Source organism: Streptomyces sp. LaPpAH-108 (assembly GCF_000373625.1).
In the GTDB taxonomy this organism is placed as follows: domain Bacteria; phylum Actinomycetota; class Actinomycetes; order Streptomycetales; family Streptomycetaceae; genus Streptomyces.
This window is the reverse complement of sequence record NZ_KB891988.1, coordinates 662,888-683,651: the sequence shown is the minus strand read 5'-3', so window position 1 is coordinate 683,651 and position 20,764 is coordinate 662,888. Positions and strand designations below refer to the sequence as shown.

The window sequence follows — 20,764 nt, the reverse complement described above, 5'->3', positions numbered from 1 at the left end:
TGGGCAAAAGCACCCCTATACCCGCCACAGCCAAGGGACGCCCCCTTATCGTCGTAGAGCCGCCTCGCGAAGGAGCCCAGAATGACCGCGCCCGTAATCCACTCGCTGCGCGAACAGATCCGCGAGCACATCGTGGAGGGCATCGTCAGCGGCCGCTGGCAACCGGGCGAGCGCATCGTGGAACGCCGTATCGCCACGGAACTGGAGGTCAGCCAGACCCCGGTCCGCGAAGCACTCCGCGAACTGGAGACCCTGCGCCTGATCGAATCCGCCCCGAACAAGGGCGTCCGCGTACGCAACCTGACGGCAGCCGACCTGGAGGAGAGCTACCCCGTCAGGGCGGGCCTGGAGGCCATCGCGGCGGAGCTGGCAGCCGAGACCCTGGCAACGGACTGTTCAGCCCTGGAGCCCCACGTAGCCGCCCTGTACGAGGCCGACCAGGCCGCAGACGGCACCGGCCAGGTCCGCCATACCGTCGGCTTCCACCGCGAGCTGGTCCGCGCCGCGGGCAACTCCGTGCTGCTGCACACCTGGGAGGGCCTGGGCATCGAGGTCTTCACCGCGCTGTCGATCCGCTGGCTGGGCACCGTCCAGCAGTCGTACGCGGAGGAGCACGAGGAGCTGGTGGAGGCGTTCAAGCGTCGCGACCCCCGGATCGCCGAGCTGGTGAAGGCGCACGTGCTGGGCTGCGCGCCCCGCGCTTGAGCCGTACTCCGCTCACCTGCGGAAACGGGCACGAAAACCCGCAAAAACACGGCACCGGGTGCCTGTCCAAAAGACACCGGGTGCCTACTTTCGTGCAATGGCGGGGTTTTCACCCCCAAACCTTTGATCGATCATCGATCAGGGAGTTACAGTCCTCGACGGCCCTGTCCTGCCAAAGACCAAGGGCACCCCCGAGCTCTCCACCATGAGAGCACCCCCTTCGACTGAGGAAGGCGGCGACATGACCGACCCCAACGCCATCCAGCAGAGCGCGCTCGACCAGCTCCCGGACCGCGACGCCGAGGAGACCGCCGAGTGGCGGGCCTCCCTGGACGCCGTCGCCAGGGAAGCGGGCCCGCATCGCGCCGCGTACCTGATGCGGCGCACGCTGGAGCGCGCCGAGGCGGACGGCATCGGGCTGCCGAAGCTCGTCGAGACCGACTACCTCAACACCATCCCCACCGCCGCCGAGCCGGGCATCCCCGGTGACGCCGCGCTGGAGGCCCGGATCACCGCCTGGAACCGCTGGAACGCGGCGGCGATGGTCACCCGGGGCAGCAAATACGGCGTCGGCGGCCACATCGCCACCTTCGCCTCCGCCGCGTGGCTGTACGAGACCGGCTTCAACCACTTCTTCAAGGGCAAGGAGGGGGACGGCTCCGGCGACCAGCTCTACATCCAGGGCCACGCCTCCCCCGGCATCTACGCCCGCGCCTTCCTCGACGGCCGTCTCACCGAGACCCAGCTCGACCACTTCCGCCAGGAGGCGGGCGGCAACGGTCTGCCCTCCTACCCGCACCCGCGTCGGCTGCCCTGGCTGTGGGAGTTCCCGACGGTCTCGATGGGCCTCGGCCCGCTCTCCGCGATCTACCAGGCGCGGTTCAACCGCTACCTGACCAACCGCGGCATCAAGGACGTCTCCGCCTCGCACGTGTGGGCGTTCCTCGGTGACGGCGAGATGGACGAGCCGGAGTCGACGGCGGCCCTCGCGCTCGCCGCCCGTGAGGAGCTGGACAACCTCACCTTCGTCATCAACTGCAACCTGCAGCGCCTGGACGGCCCGGTCCGCGCGAACTTCAAGATCGTGCAGGAGCTGGAGGCCCAGTTCCGGGGCGCGGGCTGGAACGTCATCAAGACGCTGTGGGGCACCGCCTGGGACGAGCTGTTCCAGCTGGACACCACGGGCGCGCTGGTCCGCCGTCTGCGCCAGGTGCCGGACGCCCAGATCCAGACGTACCAGACGCGTGACGCGGCCTATATCCGCCAGGACTTCTTCGGCGCCGACCCGGCGCTGGTGGAGATGGCGAAGCTGCTGAGCGACGACAAGATCCTCGAGTGCTTCCACCTCTCGCGCGGCGGCCACGAGGCCCGCAAGGTCTACGCCGCGTACAAGGCGGCCGTCGAGCACAAGGGCGCGCCGACCGTGATCCTGGCCCAGACGGTCAAGGGCCACACCCTCGGCCCGGGCTTCGCCTCCAAGAACGCCAACCACCAGATGAAGAAGCTCTCGGTGGACGAGTTCAAGGCGATGCGCGACCTCCTTGAGCTGCCGATCCCGGACAGCGCCTTCGCCGACGGCCAGGTGCCCTACGGCCACCCGGGCGCCGACTCCCCCGAGGTCCGCTACCTCCAGGAGCGCCGCGCGGCCCTCGGCGGCCCGGCCCCGGCCCGCCGCACCCAGCCGCTGCCCGCGCTGCCCGCCCCGGCCGACAAGGCGTTCGCCTCCTTCGACAAGGGCTCCGGCTCGCAGAACGTGGCGACCACCATGGCGTTCGTCCGCCTGGTCAAGGACCTGGTCCGCGACAAGGAGACCGGCAAGCGCTGGGTGCCGATCGTCCCCGACGAGGCGCGCACCTTCGGCATGGAGTCGCTGTTCCCCTCGCTCGGCATCTACTCGCCCAAGGGCCAGACGTACGAGCCGGTCGACCGCGACCAGCTGATGTACTACAAGGAGGCCAAGAACGGCCAGATCCTCAACGAGGGGATCACCGAGGCCGGTTCGATGGCCGACTTCATCGCCGCGTCCAGCGCGTACTCGACGCACGGCGAGGCGATGATCCCGTTCTACATCTTCTACTCGATGTTCGGCTGGCAGCGCACGGCCGACCAGATGTGGCAGCTCGGCGACCAGCTCGGCCGCGGCTTCCTCGTCGGCGCGACCGCGGGCCGTACGACCCTGACGGGCGAGGGCCTGCAGCACGCCGACGGCCACTCCCCGGTCATCGCCGCGACCAACCCGGCCGCGCTGACGTACGACCCGGCGTTCGCCTACGAGGTCGCCGCCATCGTCAAGGAGGGTCTGCGCCGGATGTACGGCGAGGCCGCCGAGGGCGAGGACCAGGACGTCTTCTACTACCTGACGGTCTACAACGAGCCGCTGCCGCAGCCCGCCAAGCCGTCCGTCCCCGGCATCGACGAGGGCATCGTCAAGGGGCTGTACCGCTTCAACACGGCGGAGACCGCGGGCCTGACCGTCCCGGCCAACGCCCCGCGCATGCAGTTGCTCGGCTCGGGTACGGCGATCCACTGGGCGCTGGACGCGCAGCGGATGCTCGCCGAGGAGTGGGGCGTGGCCGCCGACGTGTGGTCCGCGACCTCCTGGTCCGAGCTGCGCCGTGACGCGATGGACGCCGACGCGGCCCTGCTGCGCGGCGAGGAGCGGGTGCCGTTCGTGCGCCGGGCGCTCCAGGGCGCCGAGGGCCCGGTCCTCGCGGTCTCCGACTACATGCGCCAGGTCCCGGACCAGATCGCGCAGTGGGTCGACCAGGACTGGTCCTCGCTGGGCGCGGACGGCTTCGGCCTGTCCGACACCCGCGCGGCGGCCCGCCGGCACTTCGGTGTCGACGCCGAGTCGATCGTGGTCGCGGCGCTGGCGCAGCTCGCCAAGCGCGGTGCGGTCAAGGCGACGGCGGTGAAGGAAGCCCGCGAGAAGTACGGGCTGTGACCTTCTGAGGTCCGCTGAAGGGGTACGGCAGCACGCCGTGCCCCTTCTCCGTTTCCCGCCCGTTCACCGTGCCGTTCCGCGTGCGGGGCGCGGTGTGAGGCCCGATGCTGGTGCCGTGATGGACGAGACGGAGTTCTGGGAGCTGATCGACGCCACCCGCGAGGCCGCCGAGGGCGACCCCGAGGAGCAGGCCGACCTGCTGGTGGACCGGCTGCTCCAGCTGGACCCGGACATGGTCCTGGACTTCGCCCGTCACTTCGAGGCCCGCTACAACCGCGCGTATCGCTGGGATCTGTGGGGCGCGGCCTGGATTCTGCTGGACGGCGCGAGCGACGACGCCTTCGACTACTTCCGGTGCTGGCTGATCGGCCAGGGCCGGGAGGTGTTCGAGGGCGCGCTGCACGATCCGGACGCGCTGGCGGGACTCCTTGAGGACTTCGACGAGGAGATGGACGGGGACGGCGAGGAGCTGGGGTACGCGGCGGACGAGGCGTACGAGCGGCTGACCGGCGTGGTCGCCCCCGACCTCGGCCTCGCCCCGGCGCCCGCGGAGCCCGCGGGCACGGCCTTCGACTTCGAGAACGACGGCATGCTGGCGGAGCGCTATCCGGTCCTGTGGGAACGCTTCAGGGAGTGAGGCGTGCCCGCCCCTCCGGTCTCCGCCCCTCCGGTCTCCGGCCCTCCCGTCTCCGGCTCACCGGCCCTGCAGCCGGGCCGCCGTGTTCCTGATCTCGGGGAGGCGGGCGCTCAGGGCGGCGCCGGGGCAGGTGGTCTGGTAGCCGTCGTTGTGGCCCGCGAGGGCCGGGAGGGTGGCGGTCGTGCCCGCCTGGTAGCGGCTCAGTCCGCTGGTGGAGACCAGGCGGACCCGGGAGCGCGGGTCGATGTCGGCCAGGCCCAGTTTCCAGGCGGCCACGGCGGCGATGGCGTCGGTCATGGCGCGCGGGACGGGGACTCCTGCGGTGAAGGTGCCGAGCGCGGCGATCCCTGCGGTGCGGTGGTTGAAGCCCTGGGTGTGGGCGCCGGTGACGGGGCGGTCCTCTCCCCCGGCGCGGCCCTCGTAGACGGTGCCGCAGCGGTCCACGAGGAAGTTGTAGCCGATGTCGTCCCAGTGGCGGCTGCCGGTCTGGCCCGCGTACAGGTCGCGGATGATGCGCGGGGCCTCCGCGCAGTCGTAGCCGTTGGGCGAGTCGGTGTGGTGGACGAAGACGGCGATCACCTTGTCGTCGTAGCGCGGGGCGGGCTGCTCGTGCCGGGCGGTGGCGTCCAGCCAGGCGGAACGGGGCACGATCACCGGGCGGGGCGCGTTGTGGGGCGCCGGGGCGTGGGGGGCGGTCGTGAGGGGGTGGGCGGAGTGGTGGGTGACGATGCTCTCGCTGCCCCGTGCGAGGACGAGGACCGCGATCAGGGCGGTGAGGGCGGGCAGACAGCCGACCACCAGCAGGACCGCGCCCGGCACCCGGACGCGCCGCCTCTGTCCGTCCGGTCCTCGCGTGGCACGCATGATCCCATCGTCGGATCGCCCGGCCCGGTCCGCGATGTGTGCTGTGCCACCCGGTGGAACCATCGTCCCCGTCCGGGACGTTTCCGGAGGTACACGCACACGTGCGCCGTTTCCCCGCCGGGGGCGCTCGCGCACGGCTGATCAGCGGGCGTGTCCCGACCGTACTGGGGGGTCCGAGAGAAAGGCGGCTTCGTGGACCTGCTCGACGTGCTGCTCGTGCTGGTGGTCCTCGTCTACGCGGCGGCCGGGTACCGGCGCGGTCTGGTGGCCGGGTGTCTGTCGCTGGCCGGGTTCGTGGGCGGCGCGGCCGTCGGTGTCTGGGCGCTGCCCTGGGTGACGGGTCTGGTGACGCGCGGGTCGGCCGCGGCGACCGTGCTCGCGGTGCTGACGGTGCTGGTGCCGGGTGTGGTGGGGCATGAGCTGGCGGGGCAGCTGGGGCTGCGGCTGCGCAGCCGGATGGACCGCACGGGCGGGGGCGCGCTGCGGGTCGCGGACGGGATGGGCGGCGCGGCGGCCAACTCGGTGGCGGTGCTGATCGTGGCGTGGGTGGCGGCGAGCGTGCTGGCGGCGACGCCCTCGCAGACGCTGACGACGGCGATCCGGAACTCGGCGCTGCTCGGCGCGGTGCAGGAGACGATGCCGGAGACGACGCCGGTGTGGTTCGCGCGGGCCACCTCGGCGCTGACGGAGGCGGGTTTCCCGCAGGTCTTCAACCCGTTCGAGAACGAGTCCACGGCGCGGGTCGCGAGGCCCACCGGGGACAGTGTGACGGCGGAGGCGACGGAGGCGGCCCGGACGAGCACGGTGAAGATCGAGGGCTCGGTGGGCGCCGAGGGCCGCGAGGGCAGCGGGTTCGTGTACGCGCCGCACCGGGTGATGACGAACGCGCACGTGGTGGCCGGGATCGACGAGCCGACCGTGCGGGTGGGCGGGGTCGGCCCGGCGTACGCGGCGCGGGTGGTGCTCTTCGACCCGGACAAGGACGTGGCGGTGCTCTATGTGCCCCGGCTGAGCGCGCCGGTGCTGCGCTTCGACGACGGCGCCCGGCGCGGCGACTCCGCGGTGGTCGCGGGCTATCCGCAGGACGGCGGTCTGAACCTCCAGGCGGCGACGGTGGCGAACCGGGTGCGGGCGACCGGCCAGAACATCTACAACGACCGGACGGTCACCCGCGAGGTCTACTCGATCCGCTCGACGGTCCGCCCGGGCAACTCCGGCGGCCCGCTGCTGACCACCTCCGGGCGGGTGTACGGCGTGGTGTTCGCCCGCTCCACCTCGGACTCCGAGACGGGCTACGTCCTCACGGCGGCGGAGGTCTCGGCCGACGCGACCCGAGCGGCGAACGCGACGGTACCGGTGGACACCGGCCGCCTGATCACGTCGTAGGGCGCCTGAAGGGCCCTCGGGTCGAGCGGCCCTCTGTGGGCGTTCGGCGGCGACTTGTGGGTTCGGTGAGGTGTGCTGCCCGGTTTCCTGGGGGTGGGCGGCCATGCTGGGGGCATGGAGCATGCGCGAATCGCGGTGGCCGGTGCGTCCGGTCTGATCGGTGGTGCCCTGGTGCGGTCCCTGCGGGCCGACGGGCACGAGGTGGTCCGGCTGGTGCGGCACGAGCCCCGGGGCGCGGACGAGGTGCGCTGGGATCCGGAGCGGCAGACCGTGGACGCGGCCGGGCTGAGCGGCTGCGACGTGGTGGTGAACCTGGCCGGGGCCGGGGTCGGGGACAAGCGCTGGACGCCGGAGTACAAGCGGCTGATCCGGGACAGCCGGGTGCTTGGCACGGCGGCGCTCGCGGAGGCCGCCGCCTCGCTGCCGGAGCCGCCCCGGGTGTTCGTGAACGGCAGCGCGATCGGCTACTACGGCGACACCGGCGACCGGATCACGGACGAGAGCGCCCCGCCCGGTGACGGCTTTCTGCCCTCGGTGTGCGAGGAGTGGGAGGAGGCCGCGGCGCCGGTGCGGGAGGCGGGCGTGCGGACGGTGTTCGTGCGCACCGGTCTGGTGGTGGCGTCCGGAGGCGGGGCGTGGGGGCGGCTGTTCCCGCTGTTCAAGGCGGGGCTCGGCGGGCGGCTCGGGGACGGGCGGCAGTACTGGTCGTACATCGCGCTGCACGACGAGGTGGCCGCGATCCGGCATCTGATCGACCGTGCGGATCTGTCGGGGCCGTTCAATCTGACCGCGCCCGAGCCGCTGACCAACCAGGAGATCACCGAGGCGATGGGGCGCGTGCTGCACCGGCCCACCCTGTTCCCGGTCCCGGCGGCGGTGCTGCGCACGGTGCTCGGGGAGATGGCCGGGGATGTGCTGGGCAGTCAACGGGTGGTGCCCGCGCGGCTGTTGGAGTCGGGGTTCGCTTTCGCGTTCCCCGGGATCGAGGACGCGATCCGCGCGGCGGAGTGACCGTATGCGACCTCCATGCGACCGTGCCCTGTCGATGCGCGACTGCCCCTGACCGTCCGGAGCCCTAACCTCGGTCCGAACTCGGGTATCCCCGGGGCCTGTTGGGGGCATCACGTCTCCACCGGCCGCGCAACCACAGGAGGGGCCTCGTGCTTGAGCCCGCGTACCAGGTGGACGTCGTCGTCGTGGGAGCCGGGGTCGCCGGACTCGCGGCGGCCCGTCGGCTCGCCAGTGCTGGAGTGTCGACCGCGGTCCTGGAGGCAGAGCCGTGTGTCGGCGGCCGTATGGCGACCGAGAAGGTCGACGGCTTCCGGCTCGACCGGCTCGGCCAGCCGCTGTTCACGTCCTGGGCCGAACTGCGCACCACCCCCGGCCTCGAAGCGCTGCCGCTGCGCCGCTTCGCGCCCGGGGTCCTGCTGCACCGCGACGGGCACCGGCACCGGGCGGGCGCTCCGGCGGTCACCGGGGGCGCACGGGGCGCACTTCACATCGCGCGCGCCCTCGCGAGCGCCCCCCGGGGTGCGGGCAGCGCCCGTGAGAGCCGTACCGGCGGGGCGGCCGGGGGCGCCATGGACCGGGCGCGGCTCGGCAGCGCGCTGAACCGGCTCGCCGCCACGCCCGTCGACCGGCTGCTGGCCCGCCCCGAACTGCCCGCCGCCCAGGCCCTCCAGGCGCGCGGTCTGCCCCCGCGCACCGTCGAGGGCTTCCTGCGCCCGCTGCTCGCCGCCCTGCTGTGCGACCCGGAGCTGACCACCTCCAGCCGGGCCGCCGACCTCGCACTGCACGCCTTCGCGAGCGGACGGCTGTGCCTCCCGGAGGGCGGCGCGCAGGCGCTGCCCGACCGGCTGGCCCGCTCGCTGCCGCCCGGCACCGTACGCACCGGCGTCCGCGTCACCTCGGTGTCCACCACCTCGGTCACCACCGCCGAGCACGGCGTGATCCGCTGCCGCGCGGTGCTCCTCGCGACCGGCGCCCGCGCCGCGGCCGAGCTGCTGCCCGGTCTGCGCGTGCCCGGGTTCCACCCGGTGACCGTGGTCCACCACACCACCGACGACCCGGCCCCCGTGCTCGCCACCGGCTCCGCGCTGCTGCTCGACGCCGACCGGAGCGGCCCGGTCGCGCACACGGCGGTGCTCAGCGCCGTGGACCCGGGCCGGGCGCCCGCCGGACGCGTGCTGATCTCCTCCACCGTGCTCGGCACCCCGCCCGGGGGCCCCGGCGAGCTGGACGGCGCGGTCCGCATCCAGCTGGGCCGCCTCTACGGCACCTCCACGCACCGCTGGGAGACCCTGGCCGTGCACCACACCCCCGAGGCCGTCCCCGCGCTGCGCCCGCCGTACGACGCGCGCCGCCCGGTGCGCCTGATGGCGGGCCTGTACGTGTGCGGCGACCACCGCGACTCCGGCACCGTCCAGGGCGCCCTGCACTCCGCCCACCGCGCCGCCGCGGCCCTCCTGGCCGACCTCGGCGCGGAAGGCTCGATGCACCGGGCCGACCCGGCGGCGACGGTGCCGCACGCGGCGTAGGACCGGCAATCGGCGTAGAGCCAACAAGCGGCGCAGGACCGGCGAGGGGCCCCGCTCACCCCAGGGCGGCGGTCCGCTCCCGGTACCCGCGCGCCGGGGCCGCGTCGCGGTACGGCTCCAGGCGGCGCTCGAAGTCCTTGACGTACTCGAGCGCGCGCACCGAGCGCATCTCCGCCGCCTGGGCCGCCGCCTCGGCGGCCAGCGCGCACGCCTGGTCGAGTTCGCCGAGGCCGAGCCGGGCGGTGGCGAGCACCACCCGGCAGAACAGACGGCTGCGGGCGTGCGCCGGGCCGCGCAGCCGCAGCGCCCGCTCCGCGTGCTGGGCGGCGGCGCGGAACTGCTGGAGGTCCCGGTGGCAGTGGCCCAGCTCGTCCGCGAGCTGGCCCTCGTCGAAGAACCGCGCCCAGTACGGCACCTCGTCGCCGGGCCGGGCGGCCTCCAGGGCGCGTTCGGCGCGCAGCAGCGCGGTGGTGCACGCCCGCGCCTCCCCGAGCATCGCGTGCGCCCGCGCCTCCGCCGCGTGCAGCAGCGCCTGGACGACCGGGGGCGCCGCGGTGCCGACCCCCTGCTGGGCGACCCGGGCGAGCTGCAGCGCCTCCCTGCCGTGCCCGAGGTAGACGGCCTGACGGCTCATGGTGACCAGCACGTACGAGCCGTAGGCCCGGTCCCCGGCGGCCTGCGCGAGCCGCAGCGCCTGCACGAAGTAGCGCTGGGCGAGCCCGTGCGCGGCGATGTCGTACGACGTCCAGCCCGCGAGCCGGGTGAGGTCCGCGGCGGCGCCGAAGAGCCTGCGGCCGGTCCGCTCGGAGTAGACCCCGCGCAGCATCGGCTCGCACTCGTGCTCCAGATAGCGCACCAGGGCCTGGCGGGCGTGGCCGCCGCCGTACTGGTCGTCCAGGGTGCGGAACAGCTCGCCGACCGAGCGCAGCGCGGCGATGTCGCCCGAGGTGACCCGGTGCCCGGAGGAGCGGTCGGGGTGGCCGGGCGGGCGCAGTGCGCCGGGCATGGGCTCGATGCGCTCGGGCGTGCTGCCGTGGCGGCCCTGCGCGGGCACCCGGGGTGCCGGTTCGCGGGCCACCTGGTCGTCGGGCCTGCCGATCAGCCAGTCCCGGCTGGGCACCACGAGCCCGGCCGGGGTGAAGGCGATCCGGCGCAGCTCGGCATGGCTGCCGGAGTCCTTGCGCCACAGTCCGCCGACGATGTCCACGGCCTCCTCCGGCGTGGACGCGAACTCGAGCCCGGCGTACACCGGCGCACACGCGTCCAGGCCGAGATCCTGCGCGGTGAGCCGGCGCCCGAGACGGCGCGTGAAGACCTCGGCGATGAGCGCGGGCGTGGTGCCCCGGGGCTGCTGTCCGCGCAGCCAGCGGGTGACGGAGGTCTTGTCGTATCTGAGGTCGAGTCCGTGCTCCAGGCCGAGCTGGTCGACGCGCCGGGCCAGACCCGCGTTGGAGAACCCCGCCTCTGCGATGAGCGCGGCGAGCTGGCGGTTGGGGGTGCGCTGCGCGGGTCGGTCCGTCATCTGTGGTGCGGTCTCCTGCCTTCCAGCTCCCTGAGGTGCCGGGATCGCCTGTGAGCAGCCCTTTCGGCCGCACGAACGGCGCGAATGTAGCGGAGAGTGAGCAAGTAGTCGCACATTCCGCCGCGTATTCATCCGATCGTGTGAGGATCACCCGCGGGACTGACGTGTGCGAGCCGGACGTACAGTGGCGTGGGCGCCCGACGCGCCTGACAGACCCGACGAGGGGCGGCCTGAAACGAGGGGCAGCCTGAGGGAGGCGCTTGCCGTGAGTGAGTTGCGGTTCGTCCACATGGGGTTCGGCGCGGACGCCGTCGAGTACCAGGTGGCCTGGGACGAGCAGCGCCGGGTGCACGCGGCCCGGTTCGCCGACGAGATCCCCGACACCGTGCTGCTCCTCGAACACCCCCCGGTGTACACGGCGGGCCGCCGCACCGAGGACAGCGAGCGCCCGCTCGACGGCACCCCGGTCGTGGACGTGGACCGGGGCGGCAAGATCACCTGGCACGGTCCCGGCCAGCTGGTGGGCTACCCGATCCAGAAGCTGCCCCGCCCGGTCGACGTGATCGCCCACGTACGCCGCCTGGAGGAGGCCCTGATCCGCGCCTGTGCGGAGTTCGGGCTGGAGACCACCCGCGTCGAGGGCCGCAGCGGGGTCTGGGTGCTCGGCGACCCGGTCGAGCAGCGCCCCGCGCTCGGCGGCCTCTCCCTGGACTTCGACCCCCGGCTGAACGACGAGGAGTTCGACCCCCGGATGAACGGTCCGGAGTACGCCCCCTCCAACGCGGGCCAGCGCCGCGAGGACCGCAAGATCGCGGCGATCGGCATCCGTGTCGCCAAGGGCGTCACGATGCACGGCTTCGCCCTCAACGTGAACCCGGACAACCGCTGGTTCGACCGGATCATCCCCTGCGGCATCCGTGACGCCGGAGTGGCCTCGCTCGCGAACGAGCTGGGCCGGGACGTCACGATCGCCGAGGTCGTACCGGTGGTCGAGCGGCATCTGCGCGAGGTCATGGAGAACGCGGACCTCAAGCCCCGGGTGATCGAGAAGACCGCCGCGGTCTGACCGGGAATGCGGCCTGCGTCCGCGAGGTTTTCCTCACCCGTAGGGCCCAATGCACACGGGCGTACTCTGTGTACGCCGAAGAATCGAAGACTACTTCGCAACAAGCAGGGAGCCGGTCGTGTCCGCAGTCGCACCCGACGGACGCAAGATGCTGCGCCTGGAGGTCCGCAACAGCCAGACCCCCATCGAGCGCAAGCCCGAGTGGATCAAGACCCGGGCGAAAATGGGCCCCGAGTACACCAAGATGCAGAACCTCGTGAAGAGCGAGGGCCTGCACACGGTGTGCCAGGAGGCCGGCTGCCCCAACATCTACGAATGCTGGGAGGACCGCGAGGCCACCTTCCTCATCGGCGGCGACCAGTGCACCCGGCGCTGTGACTTCTGCCAGATCGACACCGGCAAGCCCGAGGCCCTGGACCGCGACGAGCCACGCCGCGTGGGCGAGTCCGTGGTCACCATGGACCTCAACTACGCCACGATCACCGGCGTCGCCCGCGACGACCTGGAGGACGGCGGCGCCTGGCTGTACGCCGAGACCGTGCGCCAGATCCACGCCCAGACCGCGGACCGCGCGGCCGGCCGCACCAAGGTCGAGCTGCTGGCCCCCGACTTCAACGCGGTGCCCGAGCAGCTGGCCGAGGTCTTCGCCTCCCGCCCCGAGGTCTTCGCGCACAACGTGGAGACGGTCCCGCGCATCTTCAAGCGCATCCGCCCCGGCTTCCGCTACGAGCGCTCGCTGAAGGTCATCACCGAGGCCCGCGACTTCGGCCTGGTCACCAAGTCCAACCTGATCCTCGGCATGGGCGAGACCCGCGAGGAGATCAGCGAGGCGCTGCGCCAGCTGCACGACGCCGGGTGCGAGCTGGTCACCATCACCCAGTACCTGCGCCCCTCGCTGCGCCACCACCCGGTCGAGCGCTGGGTCAAGCCGCAGGAGTTCGTGGAGCTGAAGGAGGAGGCCGAGCAGATCGGCTTCTCCGGGGTGATGTCCGGCCCGCTGGTCCGCTCGTCGTACCGCGCCGGTCGCCTGTACCAGATGGCGATCGAGAAGCGGGGCGCGTTCGTCGCCAGCCAGGCGGTCTGACGCACCCGGCGCATCCGGTCGCGCGCCCGGGACGCGCGCCTGCGGCGCCCGAGCGGTGTGAGCAAGCCGTGTGAATTCACGCACAAGTTCCTACTGGCCAGTAATGGCCGAGTCGACGCGGTCCCGGCCGTCCTCGCTGATGAGGGCACCCGCCGGGGCCGCGCCGTCGTACCCGGGGTCCGCACCAGGGCTTCACTGGCGTTTGACCGGTCGGTCACGCCCTGGTAACACCAATCAGTGACCCTGGAATCACGCCCCGTACTCCACCCGCTCCGAGGGGGGACCTCGATCATGCAGGCCGCACCCGTCCGCGCCAACGCCATCCCCACCCTCAGCGGCGCCCTACGCGCCGTCGAGTCCCTGCTGCTGAACGGCGGTCAGCGCACCGCCCGCCGCAACGCCTGGACGTCGGTCCTGGAGGACCGCCGCCGGGCCAAGGACCGCGTCGAGGCCCAGCAGGTTCTCGACCGCGCCGCCGCCCGTCTCTGACCCCTTCCCGACCCCGGTGTGACCCTCCCGACACCGCCGTCGAGAGTGCCCCGGCGGCCACGTAGACTTCGTGGCATGGCGAGGAAGGAAACCGCGGCGGACGCCGCGAACGCAGGGCGACTCAAGCAGATCGCTCTCACGTACAAGATGACCCAGAAGGCCGACAAGACGATCGGCCTGGTACTGGCTGCCGTCGCACTCGGTATCTTCGGTGTCCTCCTCGTGATCGGCTTCCTGGTCGGGCATCCGTTCTACTTCGGCTTCGCGGGCCTGCTGATCGGCCTGCTGTCCGCTGCCGTCGTGTTCGGCCGCCGGGCCGAGCGGGCCGCCTTCGGGCAGATGGAGGGCAAGCCGGGCGCCGCCGCGGCGGTGCTGGACAACGTCGGCCGGGGCTGGACCACCACCCCCGCCGTCGCGATGAACCGCAGCCAGGACGTCGTGCACCGCGCGGTCGGCAAGGCCGGCATCGTGCTCGTCGCGGAGGGCAACCCGAACCGGGTGAAGAGCCTGCTCGCGGCCGAGAAGAAGAAGATGAACCGCATCGTCGCGGACGTGCCCGTGCACGACGTGATCGTCGGCACCGGCGAGGGTCAGGTCGACCTCAAGAAGCTGCGTACGACGATGCTGAAGTACCCGCGCGTCCTGACCGGCCCGCAGGTGACCGCCACCAACGACCGGCTGCGCGCGCTCGGCGACCTGATGAGCAACATGCCGCTTCCGAAGGGGCCTATGCCCAAGGGGATGCGCCTGCCGAAGGGCGGCGGCGGCCCGAAGTCCCGCTGACGGGGTTTTCGTAGTCGTACGAGAGTGGGGCCCGGCCGGAGGAAGTCCTCCCGGCCGGGCCCCACTCTCGTATCCGCTTCTGGACTAGATGCGGACCTCGACGGTCTTCGCGAGGCGGTCGTGCAGACCGCGGCCGTCGCGGTCCCAGACCAGGGCGGGGACGGCGAGGCAGAGCAGGACGGTACGGAGCAGGGCGCGCAGCGGGTTGACCACGCCGGTCTCCAGGGACACCACGCGCAGCCCGAAGAGCCGCTTGCCCGGGGTGAAGCCGAGGGTGCCGACCAGGAGCGCGCTCATCGCGAAGAAGACGAGCAGCGCCCAGTTGCTGGTGGCGGGGGTGTTGCCGTGGGTGATCAGGCCGTATGCGATCAAGACGCACAGTCCCCAGTCCACGGCGAGCGCGCCGAGCCGCCTGCCGGGCCGGGCGACGGAGTTCGGACCGTCCTCCGGGAGCCCGAGCTGCTCGCCCCGGTACCCGAAGTCCGCGCCCGCCTCTTCCATGGCCGCGCGGGGCCCGGAGAGCCACGATCCCATTGCCTGCCTGTTGTCCACCCGTCCACGGTACTGTGCCGGGTTTTGATCACCGCGCGGAGGGGGGTTCCGGGGCTACGGTGGAGGGGCGGCCGGTTAACTTCTGCGAAACAAACGAGTCACGCCCGAGAAACCGCGCGTCCCTAGTGTCGGAACCAGCGTGTGCCACCGCACTGGCCGCACGAACCCGATCTGCCACCCCGACCGGACGGCCGGGAGTAGGAGGAGCTGGATGTTCCAGAACGCCGACGAGGCCAAGAAGTTCATCGCGGACGAGGACGTCAAGTTCGTAGACGTACGTTTCTGCGACCTGCCGGGCGTCATGCAGCACTTCACGGTGCCCGTCGAGGCGTTCGACCCGGACGAGGAGCTGGCCTTCGACGGCTCGTCGATCCGCGGCTTCCAGGCCATCCACGAGTCCGACATGGCGCTGCGCGCCGACCTGTCGACGGCCCGCGTGGACCCGTTCCGCCGCGACAAGACGCTGAACATCAACTTCTTCATCCACGACCCGATCACGGGCGAGCAGTACTCCCGTGACCCGCGCAACGTGGCGAAGAAGGCCGAGGCGTATCTCGCCTCCACCGGCATCGCGGACACCGCGTACTTCGGCCCCGAGGCGGAGTTCTACGTCTTCGACTCGGTGCGCTTCGCCACCAGCGCGAACGAGGCGTTCTACCACATCGACTCCGAGGCCGGCGCCTGGAACACCGGCGCGGTCGAGAACAACCGCGGCTACAAGGTCCGCTACAAGGGCGGCTACTTCCCGGTGGCCCCGGTGGACCACTTCGCCGACCTGCGCGCGGAGATCTCCCTGGAGCTGGACAAGGCGGGCCTCAAGGTCGAGCGCCAGCACCACGAGGTGGGCACGGCGGGCCAGGCGGAGATCAACTACAAGTTCAACACGCTGCTCGCCGCGGCCGACGACCTCCAGCTCTTCAAGTACATCGTGAAGAACGTCGCCTGGCGCAACGGCAAGACCGCGACCTTCATGCCGAAGCCGATCTTCGGTGACAACGGCTCGGGCATGCACGTCCACCAGTCCCTGTGGTCCGGCGGCGACCCGCTCTTCTACGACGAGGCCGGGTACGCGGGCCTGTCGGACACCGCCCGCTACTACATCGGCGGCATCCTCAAGCACGCCCCGTCGCTGCTGGCCTTCACCAACCCGACGGTGAACTCGTACCACCGCCTGGTGCCGGGCTTCGAGGCGCCGATCAACCTGGTGTACTCGCAGCGCAACCGCTCCGCGGCGATGCGTATCCCGATCACGGGCTCCAACCCGAAGGCCAAGCGCGTCGAGTTCCGCGCGCCCGACTCCTCCGGCAACCCGTACCTCGCCTTCTCCGCCCTGCTCCTCGCGGGCCTGGACGGCATCAAGAACAAGATCGAGCCCGCCGAGCCGATCGACAAGGACCTCTACGAGCTGGCCCCCGAGGAGCACGCGGGCGTCGCCCAGGTCCCCACCTCCCTCGGCGCCGTCCTCGACCGCCTCGAAGCCGACCACGACTTCCTCCTCCAGGGCGACGTCTTCACCCCGGACCTCATCGAGACGTGGATCGACTACAAGCGCACGAACGAGATCGCTCCGCTGGCGCTGCGGCCTCACCCGCACGAGTTCGAGCTTTACTACGACGTGTGATGTCGGCCCCAGGCCAGAGCGGGTAACCGCTCCCCTGAGCCATCTGTGGGCCGTCGGCCGGCTCTCCCCGCACGGGAGGGCCGGCCGACGGTCTTTTGAGGGCGCGCGCCCTCACTTCATCTCTGAGCTTCAGGCGTCTCAAGCTCGTCCAGCAGCCGTTCCAGCTCCTGCCAAGACTGAGCCCGCTGGGGGAGATACAGGGGGCTGTCGAAGAACAGCGCATGGCAGTGCTGGGTGATGTCCCTCAGGACGTGCAGCTTCCGGCCCTCACTCCGGCCTGAGATCCACACCATGCGGGCGTCGCCCGAATATCGAACCGCCAGCGAGCAGCAGCGCCGTCAGTCCGCCGAGGTGGCCGAGAGAGGCCATCACGTCTACCACGTGTGATTGGCACTGCGTGAAGGTTCTCCTGACGGAACGTACGGCGTTGAGTATCGTGGTGGGGCGCTGATACGGCAGTGCGTCTCGCCTCAACCGGTCCGGCACCGGGGCGAGCAGTGGGCTCTTGAGAGTGACCCGTAGTTGAAGTAGTTGCACCATTCCAGGACACGCGATCGCTCTCTCCTGCCGTTGCCGGGCGGCAAACGGAAGGGGCTGCGTATGTCCAGGTCAGGGAATGTCGACCGTCTTGCCAAGAAAATCCGCAGGCAGACGTCTCTCAAGCTCGCCACAGCGTACAGAATCGCGCGGCAGGTGAGTTATTACTCCGCTGCCCCGGTCGCGGACGCTCTCGAACCCCAGCAGCGTCGGCTTGAAGCGCACATGGCTCACGTACTCGCCGCCGGGTTCAGAGATGGCCAACTCAACGGCGCTCTCCTCGGGGTGCGAGAAGCCCACTCAAGTAACCAGGGATTGCACCTGGCCCTGGATCCTCAGATGGCTGATGCGGTACTCCGGGCACTCCTCCCACGGTTCGACCACCACTATGGCGGTGTACGCGGTGTTCCAGGGTTGCGTGTACGCGGAGACGGCAGGCGGCTGGTGCTTCACGACGCGGTCTCCTCTGCACAGGTGACCGTGACGCGAATGGACGACGGCGCCATGTGCCTTCCGTCGGCCCGTGACGGCGAAGTTCTTCTCTGGAAGCGAGTCCCCCGAGGCATGTCCAGCGATGAGCGGAAGGAAGCGGACGAGTGGCTGGATGCAAGGGGAATCGGTGATCTTGAGGTCCGCGATGCGCTGATGAGTCGAATCCTTCGCCACCCGGAACTGGTGAACAGGGCTGCGGAGCCCCACGGTTTCGCGAACTGCTACGTGCACCACCCGGGTGACCTCGTGATCGAATGGTGCTGCGGCGACTCGGCAGAAGTAGTGTGCGCGAATCTGCTGGCACAGGGTTTCGCCGAAGGATTACCCCCGGAGAAGGCCATCGAACTGTTCTCCCAGAACTCCATCGGCTTCGGCGATGGAACTGTGATTCTCAGGCGCCACAGTTCATGTCTGTACGGCAGCAACGCCGCAAAGGTCACCGAGGCAATCCAGAAGCGTTACGAATCATGACCCTGGTCGTGCTGGTTCTCGGGCTGGGATTTTGTGGAGCGCTGCGTGCCATCGTGCGATGTGGACGAGACGTTGCCGTACTCCGTGGTCTGGAGCGTCTTTTACAGGGCTGTGACCAGAAGCAACGACTCGAGGTCTGCCGAATCCTCGCCGCTTCGCTTCGGGAAGAAGACACAGAGGGGTTGGAGGGGAACAACCACACGACGCACCCGTCGGCCACGGGGCTGAGACGAGAACGGCCACGTCAGCTCATCCCGCTGCCGAGACAGGTTGGTGAAGGGGTCAGCCGTGGGCCCGGGTACGTGATCATGCCGTGCCAATCTCGCATCCGTTATCGCGGGACTCGGGCGCAACTCTGCTCCCCGCACGGTCGAACTCGGCCCACACGCACTTTCCAGGGCCCTTCCGCTCCTTCACACCCCACCTGTCAGCCGTGTTCGACACGATCAGCAGGCCCCGCCCGTCGACGTCGGACTCCTCGGGCGCGCGTTGTGCCGGGACCTCGTCGCCGGCGTCATGGACCTCGATGACCAGATGGTCGGCGAAGGAGTCGACGCGCACGAGGACGAGGCGCCCCGCAGGCGTTCCGTGGAGCACGGCATTGGTGACGAGTTCCGAGGCGCACAACCGCATGTCGTCGAGTCGGCTGGTCTCGCCCCATTCGGTGAGCGTGGCGACGACGAAGGTGCGCGCCTTGCGTGGCGTGGTCCGGCGGCGGGGGAAGCGCGCAGTGCGGTGCAGTTCCGTGGTCGGAGGGAGATCCTGCGAGGCGTCGAGGACCTCGTCGGTGAGTTTGCTTGCCATGGTCAACAGGAAAGCGGCTGGACTCATTTGGGTCGGGAGCCAGCGCGGGGGCCATGTCGGGGGCCACTATGGGGGCCACAACCTGCGGCTCCGGGGAGAGGGGATGCGCGAATCAGGAATTGGCGTACTGCTCGCCCAGTTACGCACTGAACGTGGCTGGACCCAGCAGCGGGTGGCAGACGAGTACAACGCCGTAGAGGGCAGCGCCTCCAAGACCGGCAAGGAGATCGGGCGTTACGAGCGCGAGGCTCGTATCCCTGTTCCGTACACCCGAAGGTATCTGGCACGGGTGTTCTCCATCGACGTCACGGTGCTCGACCGCGCTGTCGCTGTCAGCAAGAGCCGCAGGGGCGAGCCCGATGCGGCTTTGGAGCGTCGGGACCGGCCTTCTCGGCAAGGGTCGTACTCGCTCACCGTCCGAGCCGTCTCGGACGATGCGGCAGTGTCCGCCGACTTCGCGCGGTTCGCCACCGCGCGCAATGCCGACGAGATCGTCGTCGAGCAACTGGAAGCCGATGTGGCGTGGCTCGCCCGGTCATACGTCAGCCATCCGCTGGTGGAGCTGCACTCGCAGATCAAGCAGCTGCGGGACGGCGTGTACGAGCTGCTGCGGGGACGCCAACGTCCTCGCCAGACTGCTGATCTCTACGTCGCGGCATCGAGATTGAGTGGGCTGTCGGCTCACGTCTGCCTCGACATGGGAGCCTACGACTCCGCCGCCACCCATGCGCGCACCGCTCGGGCATGCGCAGAAGCGGCCGGGCACGAGGGCATGGTGGCGTGGGTGCGGGCGATCGAGTCCCTGATCGCCTACTGGAACGGCCGGTACGATCAGGCGGCCCGGCTGGCCCGGGCCGGCCTTCACCACCGGGCCGGTGGCAGCATCGGAGCCCGGCTGGCCAGTCTTGAGGCGAGGGCGCTCGCCCTCCAAGGCGATTGCGCGGGCGCCTGCGCGGCCCTGGCCGATGCCGAGCGGCACCGTGATGCCATGTCCGGCCACGACGAGATGCCTGGTGTCTTCGCTTTTCCGGGCGCGAAACAGTTCACGTACGCCGGGACGACTCAACTGGCGATGGGCGGGCGGGAGCAGGTTCAGCGCGCAATCACCAGCGCCAAGGCCGCGATCCAGCTCTACTGCTGTGCCGAGGAGGACGACCAGTCGGTCGGCGACCTGTACGCCGCTCATCTCGATCTGGCCCGTGGCCACCTGCTCCTGGGTGACCTGGAGGGCACGGAGGTGATGCTGGAGTACGTCCTCGGCTCCGCCCCCGAGCGCATGTCGGCGAGCATCGTGCGCCGGATCACGGACCTGGGCCGCGAGCTGAAGGGCCCGCAGTACGTTGGGACGGTGCAGGCCGCCCACTTGCGGGAACGACTCCAGCACACGGCCGCCCTCGCGGCCTCGACCACCGCCCCCCTGACCGGAGCTGCCGCCGTGACCGACCAGTCCGCCGCACACACCGCCGCCGTCACCGACCGGGACCGTCTCGCGCGGAGTGCCTACAGCAGTGACCGGGATCTCGCGGCCCGCCAGTCTCTCTACCGGTGGCAGACGCCTCGCTACGACCTGCCCGGCATCGTGGCCGAGGAGCTGCGCGGTGTGCGTGGCCGGGTGGTCGATGTCGGTTGTGGCAACGGGAAGTTCATCCGGCGGCTCCGTGAGGAAAGGCCGGACCTGGCGCTGCTGGGCCTCGATATCGCACCCGGCATCGTCTCCGGTATTCCGGGCCCGGTCGCCGTGGCGGATGCGACCGCGTTGCCCCTGGCGGCGGACAGTGTTGATGCTGCGCTGGCGATGCACATGCTGTACCACGTCGCCGACATCCCGCAGGCGGTGCGGGAGTTGTCCCGTGTCGTCGTCGACGATGGACTCGTCATCGCTTCGACCAACAGCGACCGGGACAAGTCCGAGCTGGACGACCTGTGGCAGCGGGCCGCCGGTGATGTCCTCGGCACGAAACGGGGTCCGGCGCGCATCTCTCTGAGCGCGCGCTTCTCCCTGGAGAAGGCACCTGTTTTCCTTGGGCAAGCGTTCGGTCGCATCGAGACGATCGAGCTGCCCGGCACCATCACCGTTCACGATCCCGAGCCGGTCATCGCGCACATGTCCTCCTACCAGGCCTGGGCGGACCAGCACGACGTCCCGTTCCAGGACACCATCGAGAGGGCTCGCGCCATCCTCGTCGACCACTTGGCGCGGCACGGCTCTTTTCGGATCACCTGCCTGGGGGGCGTCCTCGTGTGCCGCTCTTGACCCCGCTGTCTCAGCG

At 70.8% G+C, this 20,764-nt stretch carries 18 protein-coding genes; 13 read left to right on the top strand and 5 right to left on the bottom strand.

The window, feature by feature from the left end; genetic code table 11:
- Positions 1-81 precede the first annotated feature (81 nt).
- The 3 genes from B079_RS0109240 (at position 82) to B079_RS0109230 (ending at position 4,286) form a co-directional block, all read left to right on the top strand.
- Positions 82-705, top strand: coding sequence for a GntR family transcriptional regulator (locus B079_RS0109240; RefSeq protein WP_018545503.1), 624 nt, complete (start codon positions 82-84; stop codon positions 703-705).
- Between the two features lie 241 nt (positions 706-946).
- Positions 947-3,649, top strand: coding sequence for a pyruvate dehydrogenase (acetyl-transferring), homodimeric type (gene aceE / locus B079_RS0109235; protein WP_018545502.1), 2,703 nt, complete (start codon positions 947-949; stop codon positions 3,647-3,649).
- Between the two features lie 118 nt (positions 3,650-3,767).
- Complete coding sequence (locus B079_RS0109230; protein WP_018545501.1) at positions 3,768-4,286, top strand: DUF4240 domain-containing protein; 519 nt, start codon at positions 3,768-3,770, stop codon at positions 4,284-4,286.
- Between the two features lie 57 nt (positions 4,287-4,343).
- Here B079_RS0109230 and B079_RS0109225 read toward each other — a convergent pair whose 3' ends face one another.
- Positions 4,344-5,150 (bottom strand): peptidoglycan recognition protein, encoded by an 807-nt coding sequence (locus B079_RS0109225; protein ID WP_078495886.1) that lies wholly within the window; start codon positions 5,148-5,150, stop codon positions 4,344-4,346.
- Positions 5,151-5,342: 192 nt separating this feature from the next.
- On the opposite strand from B079_RS0109225, the gene B079_RS0109220 reads away from it, so the two are divergent.
- The 3 genes from B079_RS0109220 (at position 5,343) to B079_RS0109210 (ending at position 9,073) form a co-directional block, all read left to right on the top strand.
- Positions 5,343-6,536, top strand: coding sequence for a MarP family serine protease (locus B079_RS0109220; RefSeq protein WP_018545499.1), 1,194 nt, complete (start codon positions 5,343-5,345; stop codon positions 6,534-6,536).
- Between the two features lie 114 nt (positions 6,537-6,650).
- Positions 6,651-7,547 (top strand): TIGR01777 family oxidoreductase, encoded by an 897-nt coding sequence (locus B079_RS0109215; protein WP_026248509.1) that lies wholly within the window; start codon positions 6,651-6,653, stop codon positions 7,545-7,547.
- Between the two features lie 149 nt (positions 7,548-7,696).
- The gene (locus B079_RS0109210) at positions 7,697-9,073 is read left to right on the top strand and encodes an FAD-dependent oxidoreductase (protein ID WP_018545497.1); all 1,377 of its coding nucleotides are present in this window, start codon (positions 7,697-7,699) and stop codon (positions 9,071-9,073) included.
- A gap of 55 nt (positions 9,074-9,128) precedes the next feature.
- Here B079_RS0109210 and B079_RS0109205 read toward each other — a convergent pair whose 3' ends face one another.
- Complete coding sequence (locus tag B079_RS0109205; RefSeq protein ID WP_018545496.1) at positions 9,129-10,595, bottom strand: hypothetical protein; 1,467 nt, start codon at positions 10,593-10,595, stop codon at positions 9,129-9,131.
- A 265-nt stretch (positions 10,596-10,860) separates the two neighbouring features.
- Here B079_RS0109205 and lipB point away from each other — a divergent pair, with 265 nt between their 5' ends.
- From lipB to B079_RS0109185, 4 genes are all read left to right on the top strand, one after another.
- Positions 10,861-11,661 (top strand): lipoyl(octanoyl) transferase LipB, encoded by an 801-nt coding sequence (lipB, locus tag B079_RS0109200; protein WP_026248508.1) that lies wholly within the window; start codon positions 10,861-10,863, stop codon positions 11,659-11,661.
- Between the two features lie 118 nt (positions 11,662-11,779).
- On the top strand, positions 11,780-12,745 hold the full coding sequence (lipA, locus tag B079_RS0109195) for a lipoyl synthase (protein WP_018545494.1): 966 nt from the start codon (positions 11,780-11,782) through the stop codon (positions 12,743-12,745).
- 291 nt (positions 12,746-13,036) lie between these two features.
- The gene (locus B079_RS0109190) at positions 13,037-13,234 is read left to right on the top strand and encodes a hypothetical protein (RefSeq protein ID WP_018545493.1); all 198 of its coding nucleotides are present in this window, start codon (positions 13,037-13,039) and stop codon (positions 13,232-13,234) included.
- 75 nt (positions 13,235-13,309) lie between these two features.
- Positions 13,310-14,017 carry a DUF4191 domain-containing protein gene (locus B079_RS0109185; RefSeq protein WP_018545492.1) on the top strand — a complete coding sequence of 236 codons (708 nt, stop codon included), beginning with the start codon at positions 13,310-13,312 and terminating at the stop codon, positions 14,015-14,017.
- 84 nt (positions 14,018-14,101) lie between these two features.
- On the opposite strand, the gene B079_RS0109180 is transcribed toward B079_RS0109185, so the two are convergent.
- Positions 14,102-14,569 (bottom strand): RDD family protein, encoded by a 468-nt coding sequence (locus tag B079_RS0109180; protein WP_026248507.1) that lies wholly within the window; start codon positions 14,567-14,569, stop codon positions 14,102-14,104.
- Between the two features lie 211 nt (positions 14,570-14,780).
- On the opposite strand from B079_RS0109180, the gene glnA reads away from it, so the two are divergent.
- Positions 14,781-16,190: a type I glutamate--ammonia ligase gene (glnA, locus tag B079_RS0109175; RefSeq protein ID WP_018545490.1), complete on the top strand. Its 1,410-nt coding sequence runs from the start codon at positions 14,781-14,783 to the stop codon at positions 16,188-16,190.
- 609 nt (positions 16,191-16,799) lie between these two features.
- Here the strand turns inward: glnA and B079_RS35475 are convergent.
- Positions 16,800-17,027 carry a hypothetical protein gene (locus B079_RS35475; RefSeq protein WP_018545488.1) on the bottom strand — a complete coding sequence of 76 codons (228 nt, stop codon included), beginning with the start codon at positions 17,025-17,027 and terminating at the stop codon, positions 16,800-16,802.
- Between the two features lie 189 nt (positions 17,028-17,216).
- Here B079_RS35475 and B079_RS0109165 point away from each other — a divergent pair, with 189 nt between their 5' ends.
- Complete coding sequence (locus tag B079_RS0109165) at positions 17,217-17,690, top strand: hypothetical protein (RefSeq protein ID WP_234016768.1); 474 nt, start codon at positions 17,217-17,219, stop codon at positions 17,688-17,690.
- 306 nt (positions 17,691-17,996) lie between these two features.
- Here B079_RS0109165 and B079_RS0109160 read toward each other — a convergent pair whose 3' ends face one another.
- On the bottom strand, positions 17,997-18,494 hold the full coding sequence (locus B079_RS0109160; protein WP_018545485.1) for an ATP-binding protein: 498 nt from the start codon (positions 18,492-18,494) through the stop codon (positions 17,997-17,999).
- Positions 18,495-19,929: 1,435 nt separating this feature from the next.
- Between B079_RS0109160 and B079_RS0109150 the strand changes: the two genes are divergently transcribed.
- Positions 19,930-20,748, top strand: a complete 819-nt coding sequence (locus B079_RS0109150; protein WP_026248578.1) for a class I SAM-dependent methyltransferase — start codon at positions 19,930-19,932, stop codon at positions 20,746-20,748.
- The last annotated feature ends 16 nt before the right edge of the window (positions 20,749-20,764 follow it).

Coding starts and splice junctions, on each gene's coding strand:
- B079_RS0109240 (WP_018545503.1), top strand. CDS start 82: ATGACCGCGCCCGTAATCCACTCGCTGCGCGAACAGATCCGCGAGCAC.
- aceE (WP_018545502.1), top strand. CDS start 947: ATGACCGACCCCAACGCCATCCAGCAGAGCGCGCTCGACCAGCTCCCG.
- B079_RS0109230 (WP_018545501.1), top strand. CDS start 3,768: ATGGACGAGACGGAGTTCTGGGAGCTGATCGACGCCACCCGCGAGGCC.
- B079_RS0109225 (WP_078495886.1), bottom strand. CDS start 5,150: ATGCGTGCCACGCGAGGACCGGACGGACAGAGGCGGCGCGTCCGGGTG.
- B079_RS0109215 (WP_026248509.1), top strand. CDS start 6,651: ATGGAGCATGCGCGAATCGCGGTGGCCGGTGCGTCCGGTCTGATCGGT.
- B079_RS0109205 (WP_018545496.1), bottom strand. CDS start 10,595: ATGACGGACCGACCCGCGCAGCGCACCCCCAACCGCCAGCTCGCCGCG.
- B079_RS0109190 (WP_018545493.1), top strand. CDS start 13,037: ATGCAGGCCGCACCCGTCCGCGCCAACGCCATCCCCACCCTCAGCGGC.
- B079_RS0109185 (WP_018545492.1), top strand. CDS start 13,310: ATGGCGAGGAAGGAAACCGCGGCGGACGCCGCGAACGCAGGGCGACTC.
- glnA (WP_018545490.1), top strand. CDS start 14,781: ATGTTCCAGAACGCCGACGAGGCCAAGAAGTTCATCGCGGACGAGGAC.
- B079_RS0109165 (WP_234016768.1), top strand. CDS start 17,217: ATGGACGACGGCGCCATGTGCCTTCCGTCGGCCCGTGACGGCGAAGTT.
- B079_RS0109160 (WP_018545485.1), bottom strand. CDS start 18,494: ATGGCAAGCAAACTCACCGACGAGGTCCTCGACGCCTCGCAGGATCTC.